Here is a 21,141-nt window from a genome sequence, read left to right as displayed (position 1 = left end):
TTATATCTAACCCGTTCGTCATTGTGAGGAGACCGTAGGTCGACGAAGCAATCTAGTTTAATGAATAATGGATTGCCACGCCACCTACGGTGGCTCGCAATGACAACTTTTCTACTTTATTTTCTTAACGCCTATGTGCCTACGCGGGAATGATGGTATGGACGAGTGAAGCGAAATATGCTTTACTTGTACGGAGTCAGCTGAAAAATAGTTTTCAGCTGCTCCAAATTAAATAATAATTTAATTAATAGGTCCATACCATGATAAATAATAGCATAAAAAATACTATAATAGGAATAGATTTAGCAAAAAATAGTATGCACTTGGTGCAAGTCGATCAAAATGGCAAAAAAATAGGTTATCAAAAAGTTACAAGAGATGAGTTAATAGCCTATTTAAGCAATCTCGATAAAAGTTCATTGGTAGCTATGGAAGCATGTGGAGGAGCTAATTATTGGTCACAGGAAATTGCTAAGCTTGGTTTGCAAGTCAAACTAATGAAAACAAAAGATGTAAAAGTTTATGCTACATCGAAACAGAAAAATGATTATAACGATGCGTTAGCAATATGCAAAGCGGCTCGTGATCCAGAATTAAAAACTGTGCTGCCAAAAAGCAAAGAGGAACAAGATATAAAATTTTTGCATAAAATTAGAAGTAATACGATCAGAGATCGTGTACAAAAAACTAATTCTACAATATCAAGTTTATGTGAATATGGCTATAATACAAAATTAAGTAAAAATAAATTTTGCAAATCATGTAGGCTGGAGGTAGAGTTAGCGTATAGTAAAGGTTATATAAATTCTGGGATACGGTCAATTTTACTTTTAGAATGTAAAGAAATTGAGGATTTATGTGACAAAGAGAAAACTTTAGAAAAGCTGATTATCAGCAATAATAAGCAAAGTGAGAAAGCTACTAGGTTGCAGACAATTTTTGGCATTGGAGCAATCAATGCTAGTTGTTTGAGTGTAGCCCCAATGGAAAGTTATCCAACCCCGAGGGATTTTGCTGCTTCGCTTGGTTTGGTACCAAAGCAACATAGCTCAGGAGATAAGATAGTTTTAGGAGGGATTACCAAACAGGGAGATAGATATGCCAGAACTATGTTGATTCAAGCCGCAAGGACAATAGCAATAAGAGCAAAAAGTGGTAAGGAATCGAAAGATAAACTAGTGCGTGCAGTGGGCAGTGAAGAAATTTGCTGAAAATAAATCATATAATATTATATGTGTTGGTTTAGCAAATAAGTTAGCAAGGATTGCTTATGCAGTAGTCACCAATGGTAGCGAATATGTTGCAAATTAGTTTAGTTGAGAAAAAAGAAGAAACTATGTCAACTAAATAAAAATTGGTAATTGATAAATATTGCGAGTAAAGAATAGTAACAATAAAGAGAACGAAAGTTAAAGAGTTAATGAATAAGTATTCTGAATAAAATCCGTAATTATGTCGAGGCTCTAGAAGCCGTGGGAATGAGAGGTCACTCAAGGATATTTATAAGAATGCAGAAACCATTATGGCACTCGATGCCGAATATATGACCGCTTCCTTTGTGGCTCTATTTTTTTATTTTCTTTGTTGACAAATTCACTCGTCCATATATGACAATGGGAAGCGAGAATGATGGTATGGACGAGTGAAGCGAAATATGCTTTACTTGTACGGAGTCAGCTGAAAAATAGTTTTCAGCTGCTCCAAATTAAATGATTGACTCTTGGATAGATTTAAAAAATTATTAGTGATAACTGCTATTGCTTCAGCTTTAATAGTCAAAAATGGAATAATACAAAATGCCTTAAATCCCATCCGAATAAAACGGTACAAAACCATTGAAAGACAATTGTTTTCATTATTTACCTATGGCTTTGATCATATCAAAAATGCTTTTTATCAATCTACAACAGCCATAACGCAGCTAATATCCACATTATTAATACCTCCCAAACAAAAACTTTTTTCTATCCTAATACCATCTTTACAAAAATTGTAGGGTACTATGATCCAAAGAGCCTTTCTAATTAAGTGTGTAAATTTTTCATAGGGCTTAAATTCTACCTTCAAATTTTATCAAAAAGTGAGCCATAGCTGCGTTCCAGTTCGGAATCGGCATAACCCATTTCTTGGTCATATAATCAATTGCCAAATATAAGGTCTTAAAAACGGCATTATCATTTGGAAAAACCCTTTTATTCTTAGTAACCTTACGTAATTGGCTATTGACAGATTCTATACTATTAGTTGTGTATATTACTTTCCTTATCGCCTCAGGGTATTCTAGAAAAACCATTAAATTTTCCCAATGAACATACCAAGATTTAGCAATTTGTGGATACTGTTTACTCCATTTAGCTTCAAAAGATTCTAAAGCAAGATGTGCTTCTTCCTCTGTGCTAGCAGTATATATAGGCTTTAAATCAGCCGCTAATTCTTTTCGGTCTTTATATGATACATATTTTAAACTATTTCTAATCTGATGTACAATACATAATTGATGTTCGGTTTTCGGAAAAACTGCTTCTATTGCCTCAGACATACCGGTTAAATTATCACTGCAAGCAATAAGCATGTCTTGCATACCTCTGTTCTTCATCTCAGTAAAATTACCAAGCCAAAATTTAGCTCCTTCATTTTCACTGTTCCACAATCCTAAAATATCCTTCCTTCCAGATAAATCAATACCTAATGCTACATATACAGACTTATTGATAATTCGTTTATCTTGACGTACTTTTACTACTAAACAGTCAAAAAATACTATAGCATATACTCGATCCAATGGTCGGCTTTGCCATATCTTGACATCCTCAATTACATCATCAGTAATTTGACTTATCAAACTTTCGCTAACGTCAGCTCCATACAATTCTTGCATTTGAATCTTAATATCAGATAAGCTCATTCCTTTAGCGTATAACGATATTATTTTATCATCAAATCCTTCAATACGTCTTTGACGCTTCGGAATTAATGCAGGTTCAAATGTACTACTTCTATCCCTTGGAACCTCAATCTCTACAACTCCATTATTTGTTACTAGATTCTTTACTTTACTACCATTACGAACATTATTGCTATCAGTATGACAATATTTATCATATCCTAAGTGATTATTCATCTCTGACTGCAATGCCTTCTCTACAAGCCTTTTGGTTAATTGTTTTAATAAACCATCCTCTTTAAATAAAGTTGATATATCTGTATCATTATTTATTAATAAATCTATTGCTTGATTCATTGCTTCATTTTGTTTGTGACGCATTATAATTTCTCCTTTTGTTATATTATATTTTTATATAACCTTTGAAAAATTTACACACTTATTTGTACAGAGCCGAAAATCTCCACAAAGTATTTCAAATTGATTTAAAGCTAAAGACCAATCTTTAATAGGCATGGTCCATTTTTTGGCTGCATTTTGTAAGGATAAAAATATTATTTTTTGAATTGACTTATCATCTGGAAACACCCCCTTATTTTTGATAATTTTTCTAATTTGACGATTTACAGATTCTATAGTGTTAGTAGTATAAATTACCTTTCTGTTCTCTTCAGGAAAGGCAAAAAACGGTATTATCCCAGACCAATTACGTTGCCAAATATCAGAAATTACCGGATATTTTTTATCCCATTTTACACCAAATTGCTGAAGTTTTAAACGTGCCATTTCGTCATTATTAGCTGTATAAATTTGTTTTAGATCTGATGTGACCTCTTTTAAATCTTTATATGACACATACTTTACTGAATTGCGAACCATATGTACAATACATAATTGTACTATAGTACTCGGGAATACACTGCTTATAGCTTCTGGAAAGCCCTTTAAACCATCCACACAAGCAACATAAATTTGTTCAATTCCTCGATTCTTTAACTCAGTAACTACTTGCATCCAAAATTTAGCACCTTCATTTTTGCCTATCCAAATGCCAAGTAACTCCTTTTTCCCTTCTATATTTACAGCAAGTGCTAAATATACTGCTTTATTTATTACTATGTGATTGTCTCTAGATTTTACATAGATACAGTCCAAGTATAATATTGGATACACCCTATCTAAACAACGATTTTGCCACCTAGTTACTTCTTCTATTACCCCATCTGTTATGGTGGATATCAAGTCACCAGATACATCAGTTTGATATATTTCTTCTAAATGCCCTCGGATCTCGCTGACTGTCATACCGCGACCATAAAGGGATATCACTTTCTCATCAAATCCATTAAATCTCCTCAGCCCTTTTGGTATTAATTGAGGATTATACTCTCCTTCCCGATCTCTTGGTACTTCTACTGTCAGCTTACGACCATCCCCATCAATTACTGTCTTCTCATAGCTACCATTACGACGATTATTATCTACTTTTGGCATCTTGCTATGTTTTGAATATCCTAATTCATGATCCAACTCACTTGCTAATATTTTCTCAACTATTTGCTTCTTTAGCTGTTGAAATAAACCATCTCGACCAAATAACTCCGATGGATCTGCTTTTGATAATAATTCTTCTACTAGCTGATTACTGATGTTTAATGTATCTTTATCTGTATCTAATTTTTTAGCCATAATTCCTCCTTGCTTGCTTAAGTTACTTTTTTACAGTAATCTCTTACTGCTTTCTTTGCAACTTACACAAACTATAGGACAGACTCATAATAGCATAAAAAATACTATAATAGGAATAGATTTAGCAAAAAATAGTATGCACTTGGTGCAAGGTATACCTGCAGCAAAACTGCATAACTTTATCTAATGTTTTTGCTAGTATGAATTTTTTATACATTTGGATTCCATACTATGCAAATACCATCAATTACTATTGAGCAAGTAGCTCAGCAATTTAAAGCCTGGCGTCAAACTAAAACTAATAAGTTTGATCCTATACCAAACCATCTAAAGGAATTAGTTTACCAATTACTCCATCATTATTCTTACCAAGAGATAGCTAAACATCTTAATATTAATAAAGCAACAATCAGTTCAATTAAAAAAGCCCATGAGCCTACCCTCAAAACTTCTCCTGTCTCAACTTCAAATCAAGCTCTACAACAAAATATTAATTTTCTCCCATTTCAACTATTATATTCTATAGATACCGATCCTGTAGCTGCCCCCAAACAAAATCACTATACTTGTCACATTATTAAACCAAATGGTACCAAACTTATTATCCAAACACTAGAACCAAAAACCATAATTCAGACATTTTTATGTTGCAACTAACCCCGGCGTCAGTTATTTTTGTTACCACTATTGCCATCGATTTTCGCAAAGGTATCGATGGCTTAATCGCTGTTTGTAGACAAAAACTTTCTTCTGACCCTCTTAATGGTTCCTTGTTTTTATTCTATAATAAAAACAGAACTGCCATTAAAATTTTGTCCTTTGACGGTCAAGGCTTTTGGCTATGCTCTAAACGCCTATCCAAAGGTAAATTTACCGCAAAACTTTTCCCATCTGATAATTCATCTTATCAAATTTGTTATAGAACCTTACACATTCTTATTCATAATGGTAATCCTAGTTCTGCCAAATTCTCTAATGATTGGCTTCCTGTCGTTTAAGCTGCTGTCTCGATTAATTCCGTATTATTCATATATCTTGCATAGGCAAAAGGCGTATAATTCGCAGGACTCTTCTTTGCTTTGCTACTCTGCTCTTGTAGCCAATTTAAATATTTAAAGGCATTGATCTCGTTCTCACTACAAGTCTTTACTATACTATACAGACCACTATGTATCTCAGCACTATTGATTGTTTTAAAGAATAATGAATTCTTCCTTTGTAAAATAACCTGAGTTTGACGTAAGCACCAAACAAAATGCTAAGCATTATGTAATAACATAAACAAACTGTTGGTGGTGAGCTATGGTAAAAATAAAACCTTCTTTCAAACTAGTGTGTTAGGAGAAAGAATATTTGAAAAGTAAGAAGGGAGGGATTATAAAGTTCTCGAATAATAACAACAAAATTGGAGAATATATTATGATCCCTCTTACGGAGATTTTCTGCTTAATTGATGATTTTTGCAAGCATTTTGATACGGAGCAAAATAAATATATATTACCAAATCCTAACCGTAAGCGTAAAGTAGTTTGCAGTATAGGACCATAGTACCCTACAATTTTTGTAAAGATGGTATTAGGATAGAAAAAAGTTTTTGTTTGGGAGGTATTAATAATGTGGATATTAGCTGCGTTATGGCTGTTGTAGATTGATAAAAAGCATTTTTGATATGATCAAAGCCATAGGTAAATAATGAAAACAATTGTCTTTCAATGGTTTTGTACCGTTTTATTCGGATGGGATTTAAGGCATTTTGTATTATTCCATTTTTGACTATTAAAGCTGAAGCAATAGCAGTTATCACTAATAATTTTTCAAATCTATCCAATTTTACAATGTGACTTTTTTCAATATCAAAACCACCGCTTTTTAGGTGCAAAAATAGTCGTTCAACACTCCAACAAAATTTATATAAAGCAAAAATATCTTGCTCTATTTCAATTGAAGACACCAGAACCATCAGCTCGCTCTTATCATTTCTATATGCGGTAAAATTAACCTTTCTATTCCATAATATACCACTACAAGCCCTATACTCTAAGGCTTTAACATCACTAAATATTCTTTCAATGGTTAAAGTTCTTAAACCTTTTGTAAGACGAATTTTATGATCCATTTTTAATGGAATAACAAACTTTAGATGGTTATTTATCAGAAAGTCTAACCATTCTTTATTCATAAATTCTCTATCAGCAAGCAAATATTTTATTCTTTCAACGCCAAAATTATTAATAAATTTCTGTAAAAATTCCTTCATAAATTCTGCAGAACACCCGCCACCATGCGACAAAGTCTTCCAGAATATTGGCACCGATATTTTACCAATTACCATTACTAAAAATAAAATATTAATATCGGATTTACCAAATTTCCAACTTGTCCTATCCATTGCTACGACATAATTTTTTGAAGCAAAAAAGCTTAATAGCAAATAGCCAACCTTCATATAATCAAAATTAAAATCTTTTAAAAAACGATAAATTCTATGAGTTTTTGACGTCGCTTTAGCATCACCTAAAATACCAAGTGCTAAACCTTTTTGATAAATTGAGCTGCCCGTCAGCAAACTAATTACCATACCAACCAAACATTTTAATCTTGATTTATTTCCGTCTATATATAAAATCAATTCTTGAAGTATTATATTATGCATTTTGTTATAAAAATACCTACCTTATACTACTTCACACCACTCTAAATCAACCATTCTTCTTCATCTTCTCAAAATTGTAGGGTACTATAGTTTTTTTACGACGTATGTACATTTGGGTAATTGTAGAGTTAATATGTAATAATATATTTATAGCATAACAAAAACCAAAGTCAACAACAAATTATTTACTAGGCACAACAAGTCGCCTGAAAAAATCATTTCCCAGCTCTATGGCTCCTCCATATCCTCTCTTCCCATCTTTCAACATTTTTTTGCGGAAGTCGGGAGAGCCTAGTGATTTCAACCTTAATGAATTCAGCAAGCTCTATTAGTTTAGTTATTTCTTCTTGGTCTGATGCACTACCAATATATCGAACAACCCGTTGTTTTACTTTATTAGTTATGGGATCGCGTATCCCTTCCACTAGTTGAACAGCGTTAACATTACGGGTAGCAGATTTTTTGACTCTAACAAACATATCGGTAGCATATTTAAAACTAATTGTTGGTTAGTATATCTACTAAAATATTGTATGTCAATAATAAAAATATACGGAGGCACAACAAACGCTCTCTAATTAACAAAACCCTTTTTCTCCTACTTTTTCTATACACTTATCTTTAACTATTTTCCGAAGTCAGGAAACTTTCGCGGAAATGACAAAAAAGTTAGATGTCATAAAGGATGAACAGCTGGGTTAGCTATAATCCTTTTCATATTTAGACATTTTAGCAGCTAAACGATATTGATTGATCCCATCAACATGCGATTTCACTTCACTTTTAATAAGCTCTTTTCTTTCTTCTATTCTCTTCAGTACTGCTTTACTATATTCTAAAGATTGACTATCACCATTACTTTCGGCTTTCTCACGCATAATATCATAATGTTCTTGTCTACGTATATATCTATCCTCATCAATCATTCTTTGCTCAATCTTATGGGCATTGTCAATCATTTCACGAGTTTGAGTATCTGTTGCTTTCTCTCGCATAAATCTTTCCCCCATTAATACTGGATTTTCTCCATCATTTTCACCTTGAGCAAGAGCATTATATACCTGAAAGGAAAGATCTTTGTTGGTTAATTGTTCATAATAATCAATATCTGTTGTTCTACCCTGTAATTCAAGTTTAGCTAAATATTCAGGAGATGCGATATCTTCCTGAACAGCTATAGTTTCTTTATTGATTTTTGTCTTAAGTTTTTGATGTTCCAAAGCTCGTTGGTCATCCTTAAGTGATTCATTATGGGTTCTAAGTCTTGGATCATTATAATTAAAATCTTCCCACTCAGCCCCAGTCAAGTTCCCCTCAAAAGCATCACGTAAATCCTTACCAACAACAGCCGTCAGAGCTTCCCGCTTTAACCCTTCATAACCAGCATATATTTTCTCCCCTATATTCCTACGTTTTTTATCCCGTAACGCTTTCTTTTCCTCAACACGCTTGTTAATCTCTTGCCAACTTCTGAGAGGAGCTATATTTTTACCAAATAATCCTATTCCTCTTTTTGACATTTCTTGATGCGAGTTCATATAAGCCTGTTGGAAATCTTTGGTAAACTTTGCATCACTGGCTAATTCTCCTAAACTCTTACCATCTTTAGTTTTCATTGACTCATTAAGTTGTTTCTTTTGATCTTCATTAAGAGAATCATATTTTTTACCTTCACCAAATTTAAGAGCTGCTAAATGATCTCGAAGTGCTGAATAACTACTGCCAGTAAATTCTTTAACTGATTCATCAGGTTTAATGGTTTTCATAACCTCGTTAATAGCTCTGTGATAATCACTTTCAGCTTTAACATTAACGTCTTTATAGTCTATACCGTAATTTCTTTTTACTTCACTTAAAACACTCGAATTTACTGATTTGGGGTCAAGTGCCTCTCGTTCTACACCCCCCATCTTCCAACTTTCATACTCACTGGCAACAAACATACTTACCTTCTCAACTTGTTGATCCACCCTTTTCTTGACATCCCCAAAAGCATAGTTTGCAGGTCTCTCTATTTGTTGCTGAATAGGGGCAAAGGCAGCTTGTCCAACCGCTTGTAATTTTGTTAGATTACCTGATGTGCTAGATAAGAATTTAGCACTTGAAACAGCTATATCATTAAATTTACTTAGTAAATAAACACATACAAAAATTAACAATAATCCATCCAACTGAACAAATTTACCATTAAAAAAGTTGTTAATTCTTGCTAAATCTTTGACTGGATCTAAAAATGGTAACTCAATATATCTATTCTCCTGACATTCATAAGCTGAACATAGTCTACCCTCCGGCGAACTACCTTCTGGCGAATTATCCCTTACACGATGATCAACAGGTACTAATATATCAGCTCTTGCTTTACTAAATTGGTTACCTTTCATTGGAGATGGAAACCACCAATAAAATATCGAGTCTCCAAGACTAGTATCTAGGTCTTCATTAACACTACCAAATAATTCATTTATCGGACCTAAATTTGGGAAGTCATACTTACATACACCAAAACCAAGTGAAGAATATATTTCTGTTCTGATAATCATTGAAATAAATGCTAGACCAGTAAATAATATAATCGGTTGTATAGCATATGATATCAGCTGCCTTAACCAGTTATCAAACAATGAGCGGGTGATACCAAATAACATAAAACAAATGAATATTGGTGCCATTATGATAATCATCCCAATAATTATCAATGCCGTAAGATATATAATAGTAGCCTTAAATACCATCATGAAGATATAATAAAGAGCTATCAGGAATAGAATTATATATATAAACCCTAATGGATCGACAAACAGTAATGAAAATAATTTTGCCATAGTTTGTGGAGCAATCATCAAGCCTATTATACTCCAAGAACCTGGTCCAGTCGCAGCAGTCTGTTTAATTATTTGTAATATTTGCTCTACCCCTTCTACAAAAAACACAAACAAATAATCATGAAAAAATTGCCAGCTAATAGTAGAACTAAGTAAAGTAGATACTATACTAATTTTTACTATTCTAATTATTAACTCAGTATGGGTGAGATTAACATTGCCAATTAGAAAAGAAAAGCCTGTAAATATAACATACAAAGTCAACAAAGCCGAAACAGATAAACGATACCCTGGTTTTTTAATAATATTTTCGTAAATTTTCCTAACTAACCCATGTTCCTCTCCTTTACCAAATAACTCAACTTTTATTAAATTTATTAAAAAGTCAATAGGATCTGGTCTAGTATCATTAACCCCAGATTTAATAACTACACGATACTGACCATTATTATCATCGTAAAACTTGTCTAAAATCTTGAAATATAATGGAGATTTATCGTAATACTCTTTCTTGACATTTTCATAATTATAACTTATCCCCCCAGCTTTTACTAACTCACCTCTTTTAGTAAGGTCATACAGATTAACAGTAGGCTTACCAAGATGGGCAGTAATACCATCTGGTGCACGTTGTTTCTGAAATGAAATATTAGGGTCTGTACCACGCTCAGCAATCAATAAATATAACCCCACTCCATTTTTAAATAAGCATGGGGCATTACTAACTTTTGCATCCTTAGTATTAGTACACATTATGCCATCTATAAATTGGCATTCTTGTAATCTCTTGCAAAATTCAGATAAAGTATTGGTATTATTTTCCTGACCATACCATGCACACCAAGCTGATAATTCTGAAGGGCTATTTTTATCTCCTTTGGCAAAATCCCAAGTTTTTACTAATATAGTAAGTGGTTGACCATTTACACTATATCCAGTATCGATCCAAGGAGCTGATTGATTATCTTTTTGTTGCTCACTTAACTGTTCTTTTTTGTATCTTGAAGAAATTACAAATTTTATAAAACCAAAATCATCTGCATCAATACACCTATCTCCAGTACATCCTGAAAGGCAAAATATAGAAATTAATAAAATAGTACAAATATTCTTCATTTATAGAACCCTAGACTTAAATAGTAACTCACCTTAAGCATAAACCCCGTGACAATTTAAAAGTTGTAGAAAAGTACAAGCCGTCATTGCGAAACCATGTAATGATTGAAGCAATCCCTTTTTAATAACTTTCCTGGATTGCTTCGTCGCTACTAAAGTAGCTCCTCGCAATGACGTTTGAGGTACATACACTGTCATTGCGAGACCATGTAATGATCGAAGCAATCCATTTTTAATCACTTTCCTGGATTGCTTCAATGCTAGTAAAGTAGCTCTGAACCATGACGCCAAACTATAGTAATTATTCTGTTTTATTAGATACACCACCTGCTCCACCACCATCTGAATCATGTCTTGAGGCAAATATTTTGCCTGTATATTCTTTTTTATTTTCAGAGTCCTCTCTACCCTTTGCTTTATAATTTTGATCTATTACTTTATCTTTAAATATTCTCGCTGGGGCAAAAGCTATATCCTTAATAGGTTTTGCTACAGTTCCCATATCCTGCATAATAGATTTTGTAGGATTATCAGGCTCTTGGAAATTCCCCTCCTGTCTTGTAGGGGTTATGTTCGTCAATTGGGCAACCACTATAGTAACATAATCCACAAGCCCATGAGCCATTAGGCAATAAGCATAGAATAACAAACAACTGGTAAATATTACCAAAAATGTACCTGTAGAATTTAATAAATCGTTTAAATCATTAATTTCTGCAACTGATGGACTAAAAAAAGGTATCCCAGGTAAAAATGGCAAACTAAAAGAAAAATTAATTGGTATATCTATATGTGTTAAATCTAAACCTATAGCTATTGGTAAGAATCCTGGATTCCAACATGCTCTAACTACAATTTTTAAAAGTTGTTCCGACATCACTTGATCTATTAATAGAAAGAATATTAATAATATGCTTGGTTGCATCATATAACCAAATAAAGTAGATAGCCAGTTATCGAATATACTTTTAGTCTTTTCAAATAATAGCAAGATTATAAAAAATGGTGCTAAAGAGATCATAACTGACAAACCAATATATGCTATAACGTAACCTATAATAACTTCTAAAATAGCTCTAAAATAGAGTGTAAGAGAATAAATAGTTATGATAGCAACAACAATAAGACCATTATGGATTTGTAATAGCTGTATGAACAATAATAACCAAAATCTACCATTGGTATATTTGTCAAATATTGGATCAATAAAACCAAAAATATTAGACTTAGAACTAGTGAGTCCTGATATATTGCTCATTATATAGTCAGTACCCTCAATAAAAGCACTAAATAAATAATCATTAAAAAAGCTCCAACTATTTTCTCCTAGTAGCACTGCTACCAAAGCTATTTTTATAAACCTAGTTAATAAATCTTTAGCCGTTATCTGGGTAGCACCTGCTAAAAAGGTTAACGCATATATAATTACATAGAGAACTAATACTGATTTTATGATTCGTCGTAACGTTACATTTTTAGTAGTTAGTTTAGTATAGAAATGCCAAGTAAAATTATGAAAACTATCAGTAATAGGTTTAACGGCTCCTTTATATACGATATCTGAGAACCAAGTGCTTCCAGTGTAATTAGCATAATTTACACTAATTTCTCCCCTCACCTCTTTATTAGGGTTCTTGACTCTAACCCATAAATAGCCATCTTTTTCAGCATCAATTGAAAAATCTTGGGTAATTTGTGTTCCAACGGTCGATTTTTCATCTGGTGTTCCACCATCTTCCATTATAGCATATTCAACTTCTATGTTTTTTTGTTGAGTATTACTAATAGCCTTATCACCATTACCTACTTCTACAATCATAATGTAGCGTCCAAAATGTAAGAATTTAGCACTCAAATCTACAGTAGAACCATTAATATAAGAACTAAGCTCACCAAGACTAGAAAAGCTAGTCCAATCACTCATTAGAGGCTTATCCAGAGCAGTAAACATACCTTGAATTGACCAATTAGTTGAAAAATCCAAATTTCCGGCAACGTTAGACTTGTAATATAAGAAATTCTTTTTTAAAGATTCAGAATATACAAAACTTTCTGCTTCTCCCTTTATGACATTCCCACCTAGCGATATCTTCATTCCTCTTCCTTGATCATAGAAGCACACTGGATCATTATCATTAACAGAATTAGGACAATTTGTAACACGTAAATTATTCATACGGTCTATAGATGATTGAGTTAATGGCTTACCAACTAATATTAGCTTATCTAATGTCCTATATTTGGTATTTACTCCAGTACCAGTACACTCTAAGCTTCTTAAGGGATCAATAACATTACATAATTTTTCTGTAGTTGAATATAATATTTTATTATCAATGTTACTATTAGTATAAAGTGACGCTATTCCCAACGTATTACTATCAAGTTCTGTTTTTAACATATCTTTGTCAGTAGCTGCACTAAAAAACTCTCCCGCTGCTGCAAGAGTTATGTTTATTACATCACCTTGTTCTATATGAATTTTTTGTCTGTTTTTAGCAAAATTAAAATAGTCTACATAATTTTGCATTTTATTAAATGCTAAAGTTGCATAATCTTTCGTTTGATCAGTTGACTTAAATCCTGGAAAATCAGTAGCTTCATACTTATTAGTTAAATAATTAAAAGTTTTAATAAATATTTGAGGTTTATTGAACCTTGGGTCTATAAGGTAAATCACCAAATATTTTCTTGGATTACTTACAGCTCCCCTAGTACTCCATTCAAACTTAATTGCTCTATCTTTTTTAACGTAGTTACCGGTAGAATTCCATGTATTGGGTTTTGCCAAGTCTAAAGAAATTCTGCCTTCTTGCATACCATTAAATTTTGGTACTTCTAGACATGTCGCAAATAAAGCACCAAGCCCACTTAAAGTTGAATTCATCCAATCATATTTACTATCATCGGCTTTGGCAGGATGAAAGGCTAAGAGAACTACTAAGGCAATAAATATTTGCCCCTTAAATAGTAGACTTCCTGCATAAGTCAATCTAGTTGGTGATTTTGTCGTCAAAACTCGCCTCCGCTCCGAACAATCGTCTATGTACGCGAGGGTAGCAGGCTTCGTTTTTCCTAAAAATCCCTCAACTATCTTTGACTTATGCAGGAAGTCTAGTAAATCTACCAACAAAATTAAATACCTAAAATTTCTCATCCTATTCACTTATTTTCAATTATTATTTCGGACTCGTATTAGAAGCACTTTCACCACCTTCACTATTATTTGAACTTTCAGCCTTATTTTTACCATCACTATCCTTGGTATCAACTTTTGATCTAGCTTTATTACCCTTATCAAGGGCTTTATTCCTATCTTTTAATCTTTTACTAGCATCTTGCTTGATTGCATCTCTTCCTTGTTTGTCTAAACCAACTTTTTTCAAGGCTCCTTGCTCCATTGCCGATGACATATTTTGTCCCATAGAGGTAGCAGAAGGTCCAGCAGTACTAGTCAATTTTGCCACCATCTGCCCAGAAAACTCAACATAACCATACATTCCATAGGAAATGATAATCAAAGCAATATAATGTTGCATATTCAAGCCCATCATCCCAGAACGAGGATCCATCCCCCAAGGTGCAAACCAATTAATACAAAAAATCTCTAAATTAGAGAAAATTGCAGGAAGACCCGGAATGGCAGGGAATGGAATTTTTATTGGTAAAGCACATTTCCAACACACACTATAACCAGTTGTAAAATCCAAGTAAATTGTAAACAACTGAGTAAGTATAATAATTCCTGCCATTAAGATTACCGGTTCTATCATATATCTAAAAGTAAATCGCACCCAATTATCAAATAAATATCTAGTAAAATCAAATAGCATAAATGTAAGAAATAGTGGAGCTATGCCGATTAATAAAGCTGTTGCCATAAATGCCATAATATAAACTGCTACCGCCCGAAGAACGGTAATGATTACTATAATTATACTAATAAATAGTATAACAAAATAAATCAGTCCACTAAGGCCCATTGATAATAAAGATAGCACTTGACCAGCAAAAGTTTTACTAAATAATATTTTACTCATTAATGCATCTAAGAACATAAAAGGATTTGATATCTTATCCGTAGATGAAAACATACTATAACCACTCATATTAGAGATTATCCCATCTGAAAAATTAGTGATAAAATCAAATATATATTCATTAAAAAATCTAAAAGTACTCTCATTCATTAATCCACTAACTATGGCAATTTTTGCTATCCTAATTATCAAATCCTGTTGATTGATTTTAACCATGCCTAGTAAAAACATTGCCCCATATAACATAACGTAAAGAATTAATACTGCTTTTATATAGTTAAAAAAGTTACTACAAGTAGTAGTTCCACCACCATAGCAAGTCATGTTCTTAAAAATCGTTACCGCAGCATCCTTGATTTTTCCTTTTAACAACTCAAATAAAGGATTTAGAACATTAAAAGTAAAGCTACCCACCTTTTGTGATGTACGAAATTCTACTTTATACCTACCATAACTTTCTTTATAATCCTCTTTTGCATTGTAAATTCTCATCCATAAATATCCAGTATCATTCGCCGTAATTTTTGCATTACCATCTGCATCTTTCACTTGAATATTAGTAGTGCTATAAATTGTACTAGTCTTGTTAGGATTTTCACCATACGGCATTATTAAATACTGTACTCTACCACGATTCTCTATAACATCATCAAAACTATTACCATTACTTCTTCGACATTTAGTTTGCTTAATATTTAACACATAACCACCAGTATTTTGGCTATAATCAGAATATTTTGACCAAAAACGATATTGTAAATAGCTTTTTGCTGTAGCGGTTATAATATCGTTATAAATAATTTGATATTTACTATTAGCCACCTTACTATCATTTCCCTTGTCTTTATCATTTATTTTAGCAAACATATAGACTGTTCCTGGAGATTTAGATGGAGTCCCACTATTATCGAGTCTGTATAATAGACCTGTTGGAGCGGCATACCAAAAATGTCTTTTTTTCTGGTAGTCTCCTTGTATATAGTCTTTATCTTTAATACTATGATCAACATCTGGGCATGTAGAAGATGGAATATTTGAATTATTAGAACATTCCGGATGAAAATCCGTAAATAATTTTCCAACATCACTAGACCAAGGAGATGTAAAAAAACCATCATCTCGATAAGGTTCTGGTGCTTCCTTCATATCATTAACCCAAGCCCCGTCTTTAGGGCAGCTATAGGTTTCACAACAACCAAATGCTACAGTACAAAAACCACCAATTAGTTCCATACAACCCAAAAAACAACCAGAAGGACAGGACCTTACACTGGGGCCATTATATAAACCATCAACCCATTTACAACCACTAACATACTTCCCAGAATATATTGAATATCTACCACATAATGGTTTGTATTCTCTCTTCCCTTCCGAGCAATCTGCTGTTTCTATAAAATTTTTAGATTCACCATCTTGCTTAACAAACTTAAAGATATTTTTTACACTAACATTAACCATATCTGGCAATTTCTTTTGATCCGACAAAATTGATATTACAACCTCATCATTAGCAAATAATTCAGCTATATTTCGCCATTCATCAGTTTTAGCATCAAAAATTAAAGATAACGGTTCCACATTAGTTTCTTCAACTCTAGGAATGGCAATTCTGTTACCATTGCTATCCAAATCTGAAAGTTGTTGGATATTATTTGGGGGAATATAAGCCCTGCAGAGACTTATATTCCCTTTTATTGAAAACTGAATCTCCTGCTCATTTGTAACAGCTAGGTTAGTATTTAACCATTCTCCGTAATGGTTAGGATCATATTTAGTATTGAGCGAACCATCTGGGTTTGTTTCAGTAATAACAGTATAGTTTCCTGTTGCATTAAGCATTAGCGTATTAGTAATATAATCGGTATTACCACCCTGTGTGTCATCATATCTCATAAGACAACCATTAGTAATTTTTACTGATCCTATCATCGCAAGCACTACCATAACAAGGCTAACCAATAAAGCAATTAGACCTAGTAACATTATAAGTTTTGATAAATTTCCTTTCATATGATAATATCCAAGTTATAGCTAACCCCATTAGTATTTATCCATAACAAATTGACGTAATTACAAGAAGGTGTGACGCCCAAACAAAGTAATCTACCGAGTCAATCATTTAATTTGTGTAAGTTCATTTTTTATTTTCCAATAAATCATATTTAAAATCTCCACAAAGTATTTCAAATTGATTTAAAGCTAAAGACCAATCTTTAATAGGCATGGTCCATTTTTTGGCTGCATTTTGTAGGGATAAAAATATTATTTTTTGAATTGACTTATCATCTGGAAACACCCCCTTATTTTTGATGATTTTTCTAATTTGACGATTTACAGATTCTATAGTGTTAGTAGTATAAATTACCTTTCTGTTCTCTTCAGGAAAGGCAAAAAACGGTATTATCCCAGACCAATTACGTTGCCAAATATCAGAAATTACCGGATATTTTTTATCCCATTTTACACCAAATTGCTGAAGTTTTAAACGTGCCATTTCGTCATTATTAGCTGTATAAATTTGTTTTAGATCTGATGTGACCTCTTTTAAATCTTTATATGACACATACTTTACTGAATTGCGAACCATATGTACAATACATAATTGTACTATAGTACTCGGGAATACACTGCTTATAGCTTCTGGAAAGCCCTTTAAACCATCCACACAAGCAACATAAATTTGTTCAATTCCTCGATTCTTTAACTCAGTAACTACTTGCATCCAAAATTTAGCACCTTCATTTTTGCCTATCCAAATGCCAAGTAACTCCTTTTTCCCTTCTATATTTACAGCAAGTGCTAAATATACTGCTTTATTTATTACTATGTGATTGTCTCTAGATTTTACATAGATACAGTCCAAGTATAATATTGGATACACCCTATCTAAACAACGATTTTGCCACCTAGTTACTTCTTCTATTACCCCATCTGTTATGGTGGATATCAAGTCACCAGATACATCAGTTTGATATATTTCTTCTAAATGCCCTCGGATCTCGCTGACTGTCATACCGCGACCATAAAGGGATATCACTTTCTCATCAAATCCATTAAATCTCCTCAGCCCTTTTGGTATTAATTGAGGATTATACTCTCCTTCCCGATCTCTTGGTACTTCTACTGTCAGCTTACGACCATCCCCATCAATTACTGTCTTCTCATAGCTACCATTACGACGATTATTATCTACTTTTGGCATCTTGCTATGTTTTGAATATCCTAATTCATGATCCAACTCACTTGCTAATATTTTCTCAACTATTTGCTTCTTTAGCTGTTGAAATAAACCATCTCGACCAAATAACTCCGATGGATCTGCTTTTGATAATAATTCTTCTACTAGCTGATTACTGATGTTTAATGTATCTTTATCTGTATCTAATTTTTTAGCCATAATTCCTCCTTGCTTGCTTAAGTTACTTTTTTACAGTAATCTCTTACTGCTTTCTTTGCAACTTACACAAACTATAGGACAGACTCAATCTACCTTGTGGCGTCATTGCGAGCGAACGTATGTGAGCGTGGCAATCTATGAAGCTTGTATGGATTGCTTCGTTGTGCTTTAGCACTCCTCGCAATGACGTTTGGGTAAAAGTACTCGTCATTGCAAGACCACGTAGTGGTCGTGGCAATCTATTTCTGATCACTTTTTGGATTGCTTCGTCGGTCTTACGACCTCCTCGCAATGACATTGGGATAGAAGTGCTTCCGTCATTGCGAGACCACGTAGTGGTCGTGGCAATCCATTGTTCATTGGATGCCATATATGACGTTAGGGGTTTTTGTACTCCTCGCAATGACGGCATCATAATGTTATTATGGTTAATTCTAGCCATTACCCAGCACCACCAGGACTCATACCACCACCGCCACCACCTACACCCATATCGCTACCACCTCCACTCATACCACCACTACTAGAATCTTTTGCTTCTTCTCCTCCTTTCCTTGGTTTTTCTACGGGATCCTTTTCGGGTACTTTTCCGCTTGATTTTTCTGAAGCATCTGCAATAAAGTCTATCCCTTTCTTAACCATGTCAACTATCTTAGTAGGACTAGCTGTTACAGAATCCATGATCGGTCCTCCAGTAAGCTCAGCTGCAAACTGACTAATTGATTTTGAGAAATAATAAAAAATAATTGAGAAAACTAGTACATATAGTAAATCTATCATCAATGAGAAGATATCTGTAACAATTGATTTAATTGGGAAAAAACTTAAAAGATGATTTTCCCAACCTACTCCTGAATAATATTGTAATAATTTATACCCAGCACTATTTCTACAATCTTCAGGTTTATCTATTGGCAATCTAAGCTCAAAAGTACTAAACTGAACCTCATTATGTACATAATTATGCCTCATAAACTGGCAATTTTTGTATATTGCCGAATCGTACATAGTAAGCAGCAAAGCAATAAAACCAGCTACTACCGCAGGTTGCAATGCACAAGATATACAAATTTTTAGCCATGCGTCAAAATATGCTTTGGTTCTGGTAAATAAAGCCATAGGAATAAATATAGGAGAAATATAGGTCATGACATATATGGTAACTAAACATACTAGGTAATGGGTTAAAAAATATAAAATTATTGAGACAAATATTACAGAAAATATTAGCCCAGATACTACTATTATGATATTACCAGCTAATAAAAAGCCAAATAATACAGTAAAAAATCTGAATGCCCCCACCTTACCCAAATCATCCGGAGCTTCACTACCAGGTTTTTTAAAATTGCTGTCCGATACAGTACTAGGAACGTTATTTAAAATAGCTTCTGTATTATAGATTAACCCCATACCCAAATAATAAGCTATCCGACAATCAACAGCATCCCAAAGGGCATAAAAACTATAACCATTTTTATATTTCTTAGCATCAAATTCACATAACCCTCTAGAACCACCAGAATTAAAAACTATTTGGGAAAATTGTGGAGTAAGTTCAGTAAGTAACGGTAAACCATACTGCAACATCCCATTGTCAGTAGTTTCTTTACCACCCTTAAAATAAGCTGGTCCAATACCTGTAGCAAAATAAGTCACCATTATTAGTTTCATAACAAAAGTTGCTATTTTATCCAAATTACCATATTCCTTACTTAGAATCATATTAACAGCAAAAAACATAACATATAATATTAACGCCGCCCTAATAGATATTTTCAAAGATTCTTGAAAGGTTGAGAATGGGTTAAGGGCAACCAAACTAACTTTATCATTTTTTGGATTACAGTTACTGTAACGGAAAAAAACTTTATCCAGAGTTTCCTTCATACAATCTACAGCTAACCCAGAAAAATTAAATAACGACTGACTTTTGGTAGTACCCATATAACAAGTTTTGCCTATGTTCCGACATTGTTCATCTGGCGGCAATGGCGGAGCTGGTATGGTAGTATTCTTACAAGCCAATGGAAATGGTCCTTTTGAAGTAGACATGACCAGGCACAATAAGCGTCTATCAACAATTTTTACTGTCAGAATAATATCCTTCAACAAACTGTTTCCACCTAAATCAGGATTATCAGCACTTAACTCACCGAGAGTCTTAGAGTCATTTAAGTTAAGAGTAATAACTGTACATTCTTTAGGACTCCCTTCTTTATTTTTTAGACAAAATTTAAATTTTGCATCACTTGGATCGCAAGCATCAGGAGCAAGAGGGTTGGTCATATCAATACTAAACATAATATGACCGTAAGCAGTACTTTTCTTTAAATAATCATCGGTTCCAAATGAGACTGATGGACACAGCTCTCCATAACAAGCAAAAGCCTCAACTGCAAAAAATATTAAGCAAAATTGTATAAAAATTTGTATGGCTTTACTCACTTTACACATGGCATTTAAAAGACATAGGAAAAATAGTCTGACGTCATTGCGAGGAATGCGGGAACCGCACGACGAAGCAATCCATT

13 protein-coding genes and 2 pseudogenes are annotated in these 21,141 nt (G+C 33.3%); 6 read left to right on the top strand and 9 right to left on the bottom strand.

The genetic code is table 11. From position 1 onward, the window contains the following. Positions 1–260 precede the first annotated feature (260 nt). From NBW66_RS08010 to NBW66_RS08005, 3 genes are all read left to right on the top strand, one after another. Positions 261–1,211 carry an IS110 family RNA-guided transposase gene (locus tag NBW66_RS08010; protein ID WP_250310642.1) on the top strand — a complete coding sequence of 317 codons (951 nt, stop codon included), beginning with the start codon at positions 261–263 and terminating at the stop codon, positions 1,209–1,211. Beyond that, complete coding sequence (locus NBW66_RS14550; RefSeq protein WP_284346674.1) at positions 1,183–1,311, top strand: hypothetical protein; 129 nt, start codon at positions 1,183–1,185, stop codon at positions 1,309–1,311. The genes NBW66_RS08010 and NBW66_RS14550 overlap by 29 nt, the downstream gene beginning before the upstream one ends. A gap of 409 nt (positions 1,312–1,720) precedes the next feature. Beyond that, positions 1,721–1,996, top strand: coding sequence for a hypothetical protein (locus tag NBW66_RS08005; protein WP_250310641.1), 276 nt, complete (start codon positions 1,721–1,723; stop codon positions 1,994–1,996). Between the two features lie 54 nt (positions 1,997–2,050). Here the strand turns inward: NBW66_RS08005 and NBW66_RS08000 are convergent, their stop codons facing one another. Both NBW66_RS08000 and NBW66_RS07995 read right to left on the bottom strand, forming a co-directional pair. After that, positions 2,051–3,265 carry an IS256 family transposase gene (locus NBW66_RS08000; RefSeq protein ID WP_250310568.1) on the bottom strand — a complete coding sequence of 405 codons (1,215 nt, stop codon included), beginning with the start codon at positions 3,263–3,265 and terminating at the stop codon, positions 2,051–2,053. Between the two features lie 30 nt (positions 3,266–3,295). Then, entirely contained in the window at positions 3,296–4,573 is a 1,278-nt protein-coding gene (locus NBW66_RS07995) for an IS256 family transposase (RefSeq protein WP_250310640.1), read from the bottom strand. A gap of 231 nt (positions 4,574–4,804) precedes the next feature. On the opposite strand from NBW66_RS07995, the gene NBW66_RS07990 reads away from it, so the two are divergent. The 3 genes and pseudogenes from NBW66_RS07990 to NBW66_RS14545 all read left to right on the top strand — a co-directional run. Beyond that, a complete protein-coding gene (locus NBW66_RS07990; protein WP_250310639.1) occupies positions 4,805–5,230 on the top strand; it encodes a hypothetical protein in 426 nt (141 codons plus the stop codon). Beyond that, complete coding sequence (tnpB, locus tag NBW66_RS07985) at positions 5,218–5,571, top strand: IS66 family insertion sequence element accessory protein TnpB (RefSeq protein ID WP_250310638.1); 354 nt, start codon at positions 5,218–5,220, stop codon at positions 5,569–5,571. The genes NBW66_RS07990 and tnpB overlap by 13 nt, the downstream gene beginning before the upstream one ends. Positions 5,572–5,992: 421 nt before the next feature. Beyond that, positions 5,993–6,115, top strand: a pseudogene (locus NBW66_RS14545) (IS982 family transposase); the annotation flags it as partial. A 10-nt stretch (positions 6,116–6,125) separates the two neighbouring features. Here the strand turns inward: NBW66_RS14545 and NBW66_RS07980 are convergent. The 7 genes and pseudogenes from NBW66_RS07980 to NBW66_RS07950 all read right to left on the bottom strand — a co-directional run bounded on the left by NBW66_RS07980 (position 6,126) and on the right by NBW66_RS07950 (position 21,064). Next, on the bottom strand, positions 6,126–7,226 hold the full coding sequence (locus NBW66_RS07980; protein WP_250310625.1) for a transposase: 1,101 nt from the start codon (positions 7,224–7,226) through the stop codon (positions 6,126–6,128). A gap of 263 nt (positions 7,227–7,489) precedes the next feature. Then, positions 7,490–7,705 (bottom strand): annotated as a pseudogene (locus NBW66_RS07975) (IS1634 family transposase); the annotation flags it as partial. A gap of 219 nt (positions 7,706–7,924) precedes the next feature. After that, positions 7,925–11,167 (bottom strand): TrbL/VirB6 family protein, encoded by a 3,243-nt coding sequence (locus NBW66_RS07970; RefSeq protein WP_250310636.1) that lies wholly within the window; start codon positions 11,165–11,167, stop codon positions 7,925–7,927. Positions 11,168–11,468: 301 nt separating this feature from the next. Further along, positions 11,469–14,123 (bottom strand): TrbL/VirB6 family protein, encoded by a 2,655-nt coding sequence (locus NBW66_RS07965; protein WP_410525832.1) that lies wholly within the window; start codon positions 14,121–14,123, stop codon positions 11,469–11,471. A gap of 223 nt (positions 14,124–14,346) precedes the next feature. Next, the gene (locus NBW66_RS07960) at positions 14,347–17,220 is read right to left on the bottom strand and encodes a TrbL/VirB6 family protein (RefSeq protein WP_410525787.1); all 2,874 of its coding nucleotides are present in this window, start codon (positions 17,218–17,220) and stop codon (positions 14,347–14,349) included. A gap of 124 nt (positions 17,221–17,344) precedes the next feature. Further along, on the bottom strand, positions 17,345–18,607 hold the full coding sequence (locus NBW66_RS07955) for an IS256 family transposase (protein ID WP_250310633.1): 1,263 nt from the start codon (positions 18,605–18,607) through the stop codon (positions 17,345–17,347). Positions 18,608–19,048: 441 nt separating this feature from the next. Beyond that, positions 19,049–21,064, bottom strand: a complete 2,016-nt coding sequence (locus tag NBW66_RS07950) for a TrbL/VirB6 family protein (RefSeq protein WP_410525831.1) — start codon at positions 21,062–21,064, stop codon at positions 19,049–19,051. Positions 21,065–21,141 lie beyond the last annotated feature (77 nt).

This window comes from Rickettsia endosymbiont of Oedothorax gibbosus (genome assembly GCF_936269705.1).
In the GTDB taxonomy this organism is placed as follows: domain Bacteria; phylum Pseudomonadota; class Alphaproteobacteria; order Rickettsiales; family Rickettsiaceae; genus Tisiphia.
This window is presented reverse-complemented; position numbering and strand designations above follow the sequence as displayed.

Bases quoted from the DNA above. Each gene is read 5' to 3' on its own strand.
- NBW66_RS08010 (WP_250310642.1), top strand. From the start codon at position 261: ATGATAAATAATAGCATAAAAAATACTATAATAGGAATAGATTTAGCA.
- NBW66_RS08000 (WP_250310568.1), bottom strand. From the start codon at position 3,265: ATGCGTCACAAACAAAATGAAGCAATGAATCAAGCAATAGATTTATTA.
- NBW66_RS07995 (WP_250310640.1), bottom strand. From the start codon at position 4,573: ATGGCTAAAAAATTAGATACAGATAAAGATACATTAAACATCAGTAAT.
- NBW66_RS07990 (WP_250310639.1), top strand. From the start codon at position 4,805: ATGCAAATACCATCAATTACTATTGAGCAAGTAGCTCAGCAATTTAAA.
- tnpB (WP_250310638.1), top strand. From the start codon at position 5,218: ATGTTGCAACTAACCCCGGCGTCAGTTATTTTTGTTACCACTATTGCC.
- NBW66_RS07980 (WP_250310625.1), bottom strand. From the start codon at position 7,226: ATGCATAATATAATACTTCAAGAATTGATTTTATATATAGACGGAAAT.
- NBW66_RS07970 (WP_250310636.1), bottom strand. From the start codon at position 11,167: ATGAAGAATATTTGTACTATTTTATTAATTTCTATATTTTGCCTTTCA.
- NBW66_RS07960 (WP_410525787.1), bottom strand. From the start codon at position 17,220: ATGAAAGGAAATTTATCAAAACTTATAATGTTACTAGGTCTAATTGCT.
- NBW66_RS07955 (WP_250310633.1), bottom strand. From the start codon at position 18,607: ATGGCTAAAAAATTAGATACAGATAAAGATACATTAAACATCAGTAAT.
- NBW66_RS07950 (WP_410525831.1), bottom strand. From the start codon at position 21,064: ATGTGTAAAGTGAGTAAAGCCATACAAATTTTTATACAATTTTGCTTA.